The sequence below is a fragment of the Inquilinus sp. YAF38 genome (genome assembly GCF_052113205.1).
GTDB lineage: Bacteria > Pseudomonadota > Alphaproteobacteria > DSM-16000 > Inquilinaceae > Inquilinus.
Genome location: NZ_JBFRCU010000154.1, coordinates 1 through 8,631 on the forward strand (window position 1 = coordinate 1; position 8,631 = coordinate 8,631).

An 8,631-nucleotide genomic window follows, 5' to 3' on the forward strand; every position below is an offset into this window, starting at 1 on the left:
GGCCAGCGCGGCGCGCGCCGGTGCGGTGCGCAGGCGCCGCATCGCGATCCCGGCGATCACCAGCTCATGCGCGGTGCGCCAGGCCGGCGGGAAGGGCGCGGGGTCGAGCTCGGCCAGCGCCTGCTCGGCCTCGTCGAGCCGCCCGATCAGCAGCAGGCGGCGGATCGCCAGGGTGCGGGCATGGGCGGCGTTCAGCCGGTCGCCATGCGCGTCCAGCGTCGCCCGCGCCGCGTCCAGCGCCTTGGGCGGCCAGCCCAGGTCGCGCGAGGCCAGGGCKACCTCGGCCTCGGCGACGATGCAGCGGGCCCGGGCCACCGCCTCCTTCGCCCCGAAGGCGCGCGCCGCCCGCCGCAGCAAGACCTTGGCCCGGGTGAGGTCGCCCAGCTGCGCCATGGCGATGCCGCGCAGCGCCAGCGCCGGCGCGTCGTCGCGCAGCGCGACCCGGTTCAGGGCACCGAGAGGATCGCCCGCGGCGAGAGCGCGCCCCGCCGCCGTGATCAGCGAGTCCATCGGAATCCCGTCACACTTGTCACTCCCCGCCCTTGGCTCCCCGGCGCCAGTCTAACCCACCGGACACCAAAGGAGAGTGAACGATGGCTGACCTGGCGATGCCCCGCCCGCTCGGCGCGGCCGGCTGGCTGCACCTCGCCGCCACGCCGACCTTCGCCGTCATGGCGCTGGTCACCGGCGTGTCCGGCGGCGAGGCGGATGTCCTGTGCTCGGCCATGGGCGCGTCGCCCCTGGCCGGCATGGTGCCGATGTACCTGCTGATGAGCGTCTTCCACGCGGCGCCCTGGCTGAGGCTGGTCGCCGGCCGCGATCCAGCGGCCCGCTGACCCCCCTGAAGGAGATCGATCATGAACGACATCGCGCCGCGGTCCGGCACCCAGGACATCGTGGTGGACACCGACTTCCGGCACCCGCCGGAGACGATCTGGCGGATGCTGACCACCAGCGAGCTGATCGGCCGCTGGATGATGGTGCCGACCGGGTTCGAGCCGGTGGAGGGCACGCGCTTCACCTTCCAGACCACGCCGGCCGGCGCCTGGGACGGCGTCATCCGCTGCCAGGTGCTGGAGGTGATCCCGAACGCGCGCCTGGTCCACAGCTGGAGCGGTGGGCATGAGGGCAACGCCGGATACGGCTCGCGGCTGGACACGGTGATCACCTGGACGCTCGCCGCGACGGACACCGGGACGCGCCTTCGCCTGGTGCATTCCGGCTTCGTCCCCGCGAGGAACGAGTCAGCCCTCGCCACCTTCGGCGAGGGCTGGAAGAAGGTGGTCGCGAATATCGGCGCCATCGCCGATGAGAGCGGGCCTTCGGAGGAGGAAGAGGCGAGCGAGCCCTGGGCCGGCGGATGCGCCTGCGGCGCGATCCGCTACGAGATCGCGGCCGAGCCGATCTTCATGAACGACTGCCAGTGCCGCGACTGCCAGCTGCGCAGCGGCACCGGCCATGGCTCGTACCTGACCTTCCTGAGCGCCGGGGTGAAGACGCTCACGGGAGAGGCCACGCGCTGGGACATCGTCACCGACAACGGCAATGTGAAGAGCCACGCCTTCTGCCCCACCTGCGGATCGCCGGTCTACCTGACCTCCGCGGCCAAGCCCGACTTCTTCACCGTGCACGCCGCCACCCTCGACGATCCGGGCCGGTTCAGGCCGCAGGTCGTGACCTATCGCATCCGCGGCCACGCCTGGGACCGCATCGACGAGACCCTGCCGCAATTCGAGAAGATGCCGCCGATGTGATGGCAAAAAGGGCGCCCGGTCGCTCCGGGCGCCCTTTGTCATGACCGGACAGCGGGATCAGGCGGGCTGGGCGATGGCGGCGTGGTCCATCCACATGATCTCCCAGACATAACCGTCGGGGTCCTCGACGCTGCGGTTGTACATGAAGCCGTGGTCCTGGACCGGGTTGGGGTCGGCCCGGCCGCCCGCCGCCGCCGCCTTGGCCACGGTCGCGTCCACCGCCTCGCGGCTGTCGACGCCGAGCGCGATCAGCGCCTGGCTCTCGCGCCGCGCATCGCCGATCGGCCGCTGGGTGAACTGGCGGTAGCGGTCATGGGTCAGCAGCATCACGCCGATCGCGTCGGAGAACATCACCGACGTCCCGTTGTCGTCCGAGAACTGTGGGTTCACCGTGCCGCCCAGCGCGACATAGAAGGCGCCGGACGCTGCGAGATTGCGCACGGGCAGGTTCACGAAAATCATCTTGGCCATCGTTTCCTCGTTCACCAAAGGCGGCGGACCGCGTTATTGTCTCGATGAAGAGTTAATAGATGAAATGTATCTCGTCGTCAAGATACTCATCGTCGAGAGGATTTGAGATGGACCGAGCCGCCAAGGCCGTCGAGCAATGGGCCCGCGAGCGCCCCGACCTTCCCGGCCTGCCGATGGCGATCTTCGGCCGATTGTCCGATGCCGCCGAGCGGGTGATGCGCGATCATTTGAACCCGCTCTTCGCCGAGGCCGGACTGCAGCCGGGCGAGTTCGACGTGCTGGCGACGCTGCGGCGCTCGGGCGAGCCCTGCATGCTGTCGCCGACTGCGCTCTACCAGGCGCTGATGAAATCCTCCGGCGGCATGACCGCCCGGCTGGATCGGCTGGAGCATGCCGGGCTGGTCGAGCGCCGGCCAGATCCGAACGATCGCCGCGGCAAGCTGATCGCGCTGACCGCGGCCGGCCGGCGCGTGATCGACCAGACCATCGGCCGCCATGTCGCCAATGAGGAGAAGCTGCTGTCGGTGCTGACCCCGGCCGAGCAGGAGACTTTAAACGCGCTGCTACGGAAGCTGATCGCCGGGCTTTAGGGTCTAGTGCGCCGCGGGCCGGCACGTGGCGGCGAGCTCGTTCCGGTCGAGGGGCATTGTTCGCGATTTCTAACAGCCTGTGCGGATCAGGCGGCATTATCGAACAGAACGATCGGCGCCATATCGAAGCTCGTCCTTGAAGGAGACCCGATATGCCGACCCTTTCCGCCGCGGGCACATTCCCGCTCGCCGACCGCACCGTGAACCGCATGGGCTACGGCGCCATGCAGCTGGCCGGCCCCGGCGTGTTCGGGCCGCCGAAGGACCGCGCCGCCGCCGTCGCCGTGCTGCGCGAGGCGGTGGAGTCCGGCGTCGACCACATCGACACCAGCGACTTCTACGGCCCGCATGTCACCAACCAGATCATCCGCGAAGCGCTGCATCCCTATCCGGACAATCTCACGATCGTCACCAAGGTCGGCGCGGTCCGCGGCGGCGATGGATCCTGGATCCCGGCGCAGGAGCCGGCGGAGCTCGAGCGCGCGGTGCATGACAACCTGCGCAATCTCGGCCTCGACGTGCTCGACGTCGTCAATGTCCGGATCATGGGCGACATCCATGCGCCCAGCGAAGGCTCGATCGAGGCGCAGGTGACCGCGCTGGCGGAGCTGCAGCGCCGCGGGCTGGTCCGCCATGTCGGCTTGAGCAACGCGACCTCGGCCCAGGTGGCGGAGGCGCGGCACATCACCCCGATCGTCTGCGTCCAGAACCAGTACAACCTGGTGCAGCGCGAGGATGACGCGCTGGTCGACGAGCTGGCGGGGCAGGGGATCGCCTATGTGCCGTTCTTCCCGCTCGGCGGCTTCTCGCCGATCCAGTCCGCGGCCTTGTCACGGATCGCCGAAGGGCTGGGCGCGACGCCGCGGCAGGTGGCGCTGGCCTGGCTGCTGCGCCGCGCCCCCAATATCCTGCTGATCCCAGGCACCTCGTCGCCCGACCATCTGCGCGAGAACCTGAAGGCGGCGGAGCTGGCGCTGCCGGATGCGACGATGGCCGAGCTCGACGCTATCGGCCAGCCCCATTAGCCGTCACGGCCTGGGCGCCGCCGGCAGGCCCTCGCGCAGCACGCCGATCGCGGCCTCCACCACCGAAGACCGGCGGTCGCGGGCGAACAGCCCGTACTGGGCGGCCAGCGGCGCCGGCACCCCGGCCTTCAGCACCTTCATCGACCCCGGACGGACGGAATCGGGCGGCAGCACCCCGACGCCCAGCCCGTTCTCGATCGCGGCCTGCAGCGCCGTGACGCTCTGGCTGGTGAAGGTGATGCGGTGCTCCCGGCCGGCCGCGGCCAGCGCCTCGATCATGCGCCGGCGCCACAGGCAGGGCGCGGTGAAGGCGACGAGGTCGAGCGGCCGGTCGGGATCCGGGGCGTGGTCGGGCGCGCAGACCCATGGCAGCTCGACCGTCCAGGTGACCAGCGCGTCCGCCGTCACCACCGAGGTCGGGCCGAGCATGATGTCCAGCCCGTCCTCGCCCCACAGCCTGCCCAGCGCGACGCTGTGCTCGACCACCACGTCCAGGCTGATGTCCGGATAGGCGCGGTGCAGCCGGCCCAGCGCGGCCGGCAGCGCCGTGGTCGCGACCTCCTCGGCCAGGCCGATCCGCACCCCGCCCTTGATCTCCTTGTGCTGCAGCCGGGCCGCGGCCTCGTCGCCCAGCGCCAGCATGCGGGTGGCATAGCCCAGGAAGATCTCGCCCTCCGCGGTCGGCACCACGCCGCGGCCGGTGCGCTGGAACAAATGCCGCTCCAACAACCCCTCCAGCCGGCGCATCTGCATGCTCAGCGCCGACTGGGTGCGGCCGCTCTGGGCCGCGACCTTGCTCAGGCTGCCCTGGCGGCAGACCGCGACATAGGTGCGGAGGAGGTCGAGGCCGATCTGCTCGGATATCATCTTTGCTGAACTCTGATGTTGCCGATATCAGGCTACAACTGTGTCCCGCCGCACGCCACCTCCCGGTCCTGAGCAGCACAAGGAGGTGCCCATGAGAGCGATCCGCGTTCACCGTCACGGCGGGCCTGAGGTCCTCACCTATGAGGAGGTCGGGATCGGCCTGCCCGGTCCCGGCGAGGTGCTGGTCCGCAACCGGGCGATCGGCCTGAACTTCGTCGACACCTATTTCCGCAGCGGCACCTATGCCCCGCCGCGCCTGCCCTTCATTCCCGGCAACGAGGGCGCCGGCGAGGTTGTCGCGGTCGGGGAGGGCGTCGCCGGCTTCGCGCCGGGCGACCGCGTCGCCTATGTCGAGACGCTCGGCGCCTATGCCGAGCAGCGCATCGTGCCGGGGCATTTCCTGGTGCATCTGCCCGACGCGATCGATTTCGAGACCGGCGCGGCGATGATGCTGAAGGGGCTGACGGCGCAATACCTGCTGCGCCGTACGTTCAAGGTCGGGCCCGGCCACACCGTCCTGATGCACGCTGCGGCCGGCGGCGTCGGCCTGATCCTGACGCAATGGGCGAAGCATCTGGGCGCCACCGTCATCGGCACAGTCGGGTCGCCGGAGAAGGCCGCGCTGGCGCGCGCGAATGGCTGCGATCATGTCCTCGACTACCGGGATTTCGCCGTGCGGGTGCGGGAGATCACGGGCGGGCAGGGCTGCGACGTCGTCTATGACGGCGTCGGCCGCGCCACCTTCGAGGCCTCGCTCGACAGCCTTCGGCCCTTCGGCACCTTCGTCAGCTTCGGCTCGGCCTCCGGCGCGATCCCGCCCTTCGACATCACGCTGCTGATGCAGAAGGGCTCGCTCTTCGCCACCTGGCAACTGCTGTTCGAGCACCTCAGGAAGCGTGAGGACGTTCTGGCGATGAGCCAGGACCTGTTCGACGTCGTCGCCAGCGGCGCGGTGACGGTCCCGGTCCACGCCCGGCTGCCGCTGGCCGAAGCGGCCGAGGCGCATCGCCGGCTGGAGGCGCGGGAAACGACCGGGGCGACGGTGCTGCTGCCTTGAGACCACTCCGAACAACAACTGAATCAAAAAGATTGTCATGCCCGGGCCTGACCCGGGCATCCAGAGACCGTCGACATCTTCTGGATTGCCGGGTCAAGCCCGGCAATGACAAATAAGAAGCTACCCTTTATTTGGAGCGCTTGTTCTTAAGCAGCTCCTTAGGCCGGAATGGCGCCCGTCCGTTCCTTGCGGAGGGCGGGTCGGCCGCGCTCACCCTTAGCGGGACGTCACGGCCACCGAGCCGGTCTCCAGCAGCGACTTCAGGTTCGACAGGATCATCGGCCAGCCGCCGGACACCGCCTCGATGAACTTCGACTCCGCGCGGTCGATGCTGTGGGTCACGGTCAGCTTGACCGCCTCGCCGGCCGGTTCGAGCTCCATGGTGCAGCGGGAATCGCCCTCGGCCTTCAGCTCCGGTCGGAACTCGTTCCGCCAGCGCAGCACCAGGCGCCTGGGCGGGTCGAACTCCACGACCTCGCCGGTGTCGCCCACCCTGCCGTCGGGCAGGATCAGCTTCCAGGCACCGCCGGCGCGCCACTCGGCCTCGTGGCGGACGCCCATCCAGTAGCGGGGGGTGACCTCCGGGTCGGTCAGCGCCTGCCATAGCGCGGCCGGCGTGGTGCGGATGAAGGTGACGTAGACGAAGGTACTTCCAGCCATGACGTCGTTCCTTGCTGTTGTCTCGGTTGTTCGTGAGGCTTGGTGCTAAGTGTCGTCGCCCTCCCGTTCGAGCCGGGTCTTGAGCTCCGACAGCGCGTCCAGCCGCGGCTGCTCGAACTTGCGGATCCACCGCTCTGCGATCTCGTGGATCGGCACCGGGTTGATGAAGTGCCGCTTCTCCCGGCCCTGCCGTTTCGAGGAGATCAGGTTGGCCTCCTCCAGGATCGCCAGGTGCTTGGTCACCGCCTGGCGCGTCATCTCCAGCCCACGGCAGAGCTCGCCCAGCGTCTGCCCGCTCTCCGCATGCAGCCGGTCCAGCAACTCCCGGCGGCTGGCATCCGCCAGGGCCCGGAACACGGCGTCGTCGTCGCTCTGCATCATCCTAATATGCAACTATATAGTTGCATGTCAAGGCCGGCGGCATCGGGGCTGCGCTCCTAGGCTCGGCCGGGATATGCTCCGCGGATGCCGCTTCGCCTGCCGCCGCTCGCTGCCCTCCGCTTCTTCGAGGCGGCCGGGCGCCATCTCAGCTTCAAGCTCGCCGCCGCCGAGCTGAACGTGACGCCGAGCGCGGTCAGCCACGGCATCGTCGGGCTGGAGCGGGCGCTGGGCGTCGCGCTGTTCGTGCGCGAGCCGCGCCGGCTGTCGCTGACGCCGGAGGGGGCGGATTACCTGCCCTATGTCTCCGAGGCGCTGTCGCTGATCGCCATCGGCACCCAGCGCCTGCCGCACCACCGCGAGCGCCGCACCATCACCGTCAGCTGCGCCCCGACCTTCGCCTCGCGCTGGCTGCTGCCGCGGCTGCACCGCTTCGGCGAGCGCTGGCCGACCATCGGCGTCACCGTCGACACCTCGCGTCGGCAGGTCGGCTTCCCGGTCGACGGCTTCGACTTCGCCATCCGCATGAGCCGCGCTGCTGGCACCGCCTGGACCCGGCTGTTCGGCGAGACCCTGGTGCCGGTGTGCAGCCCGACCTATCGCGAGATCCTGCGCGGCGACGACGGGGCCATCGACCTGCGCCGGGCCGCGTTGATTCACGTCACCCCGGCCAGCGAGGACTGGCAGGCTTGGGCGGAGCGGACCGGCACCGAGGGCGTCAGCCTCGGCGCGGGGCTGCGCGTCGACACCATCCAGATGGCGTTCGAGGCGGCGGCCATGGGGCTCGGCATCGCCCTCGGCCGGCGGCCGCTGGTCGACCAGGACCTCGCCTCCGGCGCCCTGGTCGAAGTGGGACTGCCCGCGATCGAGGCCGAGACCGCCTATTGGCTGGTCGCCTCCGAGGGGGCGGAGCGCCGGCCGGACCTGCTGGGCTTTCAGCGCTGGCTGCTGCGCGAGGTCGAAGCGGCCGGGGAGGGCATAGCCGGGAGCGGACGCCGGACCGCCTGAGGCTGCTCTACACCGTCATTGCGGGCGCAGCGAAGCAATCCAGGGCGGCAAGAGCGGAGGCATGGATTGCTTCGTCGGCTTCACCTCCTCGCAATGACGGGGAGGGGAGGCGACGGGTGAGGATCCTTCACCCGTCGTCGAAACCTTCTCTTTTGCCGGCCTGTCCGTCGCTCGCCATTGTCAGGTCGGGCGAGGAGGGCCCGGATGATGGCGGCGATCGAAGGCAGGCGACTGGCAACTCCCGGCATTCAGGCCGGGCTGGTGATCCTGGCGGGGGCGCTGATCATGAGCGCCGCCATGGGCTCGCGGCAGACCTTCGGGCTGTTCATCGGGCCGTTCTCCTACGACCGCGGCATGCCGGTGACGCTGACCGCCTTCGCCATCGCCCTGCACAACCTGGTCTGGGGCTTCACCCAGCCCTTCGCCGGCGCTGCCGCCGACCGCTGGGGCGCGGCGCCGGTGGTCGCCTTCGGGGCGATCACCTTCGCCGCCGGCCTGGTCCTCACCGCCCTGGCCTCATCCGGGCTGATGCTGGTGCTCGGCCTCGGCGTCCTGGTCGGCATCGGCATCAGCTGCACCACCTTCGGCGTGGTGCTGACCGCCCTCGGCCGCGCCGCGCCGCCGGAGAAGCGCAGCATGGCGATGGGCCTGGCCAGCGCCGGCGGATCGCTCGGCCAGGTGCTGCTGGTGCCGCTGTCGCAATGGGTCACCGATCTCTCCGGCACCGCCGCGTCGCTGCTGGTGCTCGCCGCCTGCCTGCTGGCGGTGGCGCCGCTCGGGCTGGCCCTCGACCGCCAGGGCCGGAGCGCGCCGGCCCAGGC

The 8,631-nt window shown here is 70.2% G+C and carries 12 protein-coding genes; 7 read left to right on the forward strand and 5 right to left on the reverse strand.

Annotation, left to right across the window (positions count from 1 at the left end; genetic code table 11):
• Positions 1 to 510, reverse strand: a 510-nt coding sequence (locus AB4Z01_RS35100) for a hypothetical protein (protein ID WP_441701332.1), incomplete at its 3' end; no start/stop codon positions are given.
• Positions 511 to 593: 83 nt separating this feature from the next.
• Between AB4Z01_RS35100 and AB4Z01_RS35105 the strand changes: the two genes are divergently transcribed.
• A complete protein-coding gene (locus tag AB4Z01_RS35105; RefSeq protein WP_441701334.1) occupies positions 594 to 836 on the forward strand; it encodes a hypothetical protein in 243 nt (80 codons plus the stop codon).
• Between the two features lie 21 nt (positions 837 to 857).
• Positions 858 to 1,754: a GFA family protein gene (locus tag AB4Z01_RS35110; protein WP_441701336.1), complete on the forward strand. Its 897-nt coding sequence runs from the start codon at positions 858 to 860 to the stop codon at positions 1,752 to 1,754.
• 57 nt (positions 1,755 to 1,811) lie between these two features.
• Here AB4Z01_RS35110 and AB4Z01_RS35115 read toward each other — a convergent pair whose 3' ends face one another.
• Complete coding sequence (locus tag AB4Z01_RS35115; RefSeq protein ID WP_441701338.1) at positions 1,812 to 2,225, reverse strand: VOC family protein; 414 nt, start codon at positions 2,223 to 2,225, stop codon at positions 1,812 to 1,814.
• A gap of 107 nt (positions 2,226 to 2,332) precedes the next feature.
• Here AB4Z01_RS35115 and AB4Z01_RS35120 point away from each other — a divergent pair, with 107 nt between their 5' ends.
• Both AB4Z01_RS35120 and AB4Z01_RS35125 read left to right on the forward strand, forming a co-directional pair.
• Positions 2,333 to 2,815, forward strand: coding sequence for a MarR family winged helix-turn-helix transcriptional regulator (locus tag AB4Z01_RS35120; protein ID WP_441701339.1), 483 nt, complete (start codon positions 2,333 to 2,335; stop codon positions 2,813 to 2,815).
• Positions 2,816 to 2,967: 152 nt separating this feature from the next.
• On the forward strand, positions 2,968 to 3,840 hold the full coding sequence (locus AB4Z01_RS35125; RefSeq protein ID WP_441701341.1) for an aldo/keto reductase family oxidoreductase: 873 nt from the start codon (positions 2,968 to 2,970) through the stop codon (positions 3,838 to 3,840).
• Positions 3,841 to 3,843: 3 nt separating this feature from the next.
• Here the strand turns inward: AB4Z01_RS35125 and AB4Z01_RS35130 are convergent, their stop codons facing one another.
• Complete coding sequence (locus tag AB4Z01_RS35130; protein WP_441701342.1) at positions 3,844 to 4,707, reverse strand: LysR substrate-binding domain-containing protein; 864 nt, start codon at positions 4,705 to 4,707, stop codon at positions 3,844 to 3,846.
• 91 nt (positions 4,708 to 4,798) lie between these two features.
• Between AB4Z01_RS35130 and AB4Z01_RS35135 the strand changes: the two genes are divergently transcribed.
• Positions 4,799 to 5,764, forward strand: coding sequence for a quinone oxidoreductase family protein (locus AB4Z01_RS35135; RefSeq protein WP_441701344.1), 966 nt, complete (start codon positions 4,799 to 4,801; stop codon positions 5,762 to 5,764).
• Positions 5,765 to 5,980: 216 nt separating this feature from the next.
• Here the strand turns inward: AB4Z01_RS35135 and AB4Z01_RS35140 are convergent, their stop codons facing one another.
• Together AB4Z01_RS35140 and AB4Z01_RS35145 are read right to left on the reverse strand one after the other, a co-directional pair.
• Positions 5,981 to 6,424, reverse strand: a complete 444-nt coding sequence (locus AB4Z01_RS35140; RefSeq protein WP_441701346.1) for an SRPBCC family protein — start codon at positions 6,422 to 6,424, stop codon at positions 5,981 to 5,983.
• Between the two features lie 45 nt (positions 6,425 to 6,469).
• Positions 6,470 to 6,805 carry an ArsR/SmtB family transcription factor gene (locus AB4Z01_RS35145; protein WP_441701348.1) on the reverse strand — a complete coding sequence of 112 codons (336 nt, stop codon included), beginning with the start codon at positions 6,803 to 6,805 and terminating at the stop codon, positions 6,470 to 6,472.
• An 84-nt stretch (positions 6,806 to 6,889) separates the two neighbouring features.
• Here AB4Z01_RS35145 and AB4Z01_RS35150 point away from each other — a divergent pair, with 84 nt between their 5' ends.
• Both AB4Z01_RS35150 and AB4Z01_RS35155 read left to right on the forward strand, forming a co-directional pair.
• Positions 6,890 to 7,810, forward strand: coding sequence for a LysR substrate-binding domain-containing protein (locus AB4Z01_RS35150; RefSeq protein WP_441701350.1), 921 nt, complete (start codon positions 6,890 to 6,892; stop codon positions 7,808 to 7,810).
• A 204-nt stretch (positions 7,811 to 8,014) separates the two neighbouring features.
• A partial coding sequence (locus AB4Z01_RS35155) for an MFS transporter (protein ID WP_441701351.1) occupies positions 8,015 to 8,631 on the forward strand: 617 nt, incomplete at its 3' end.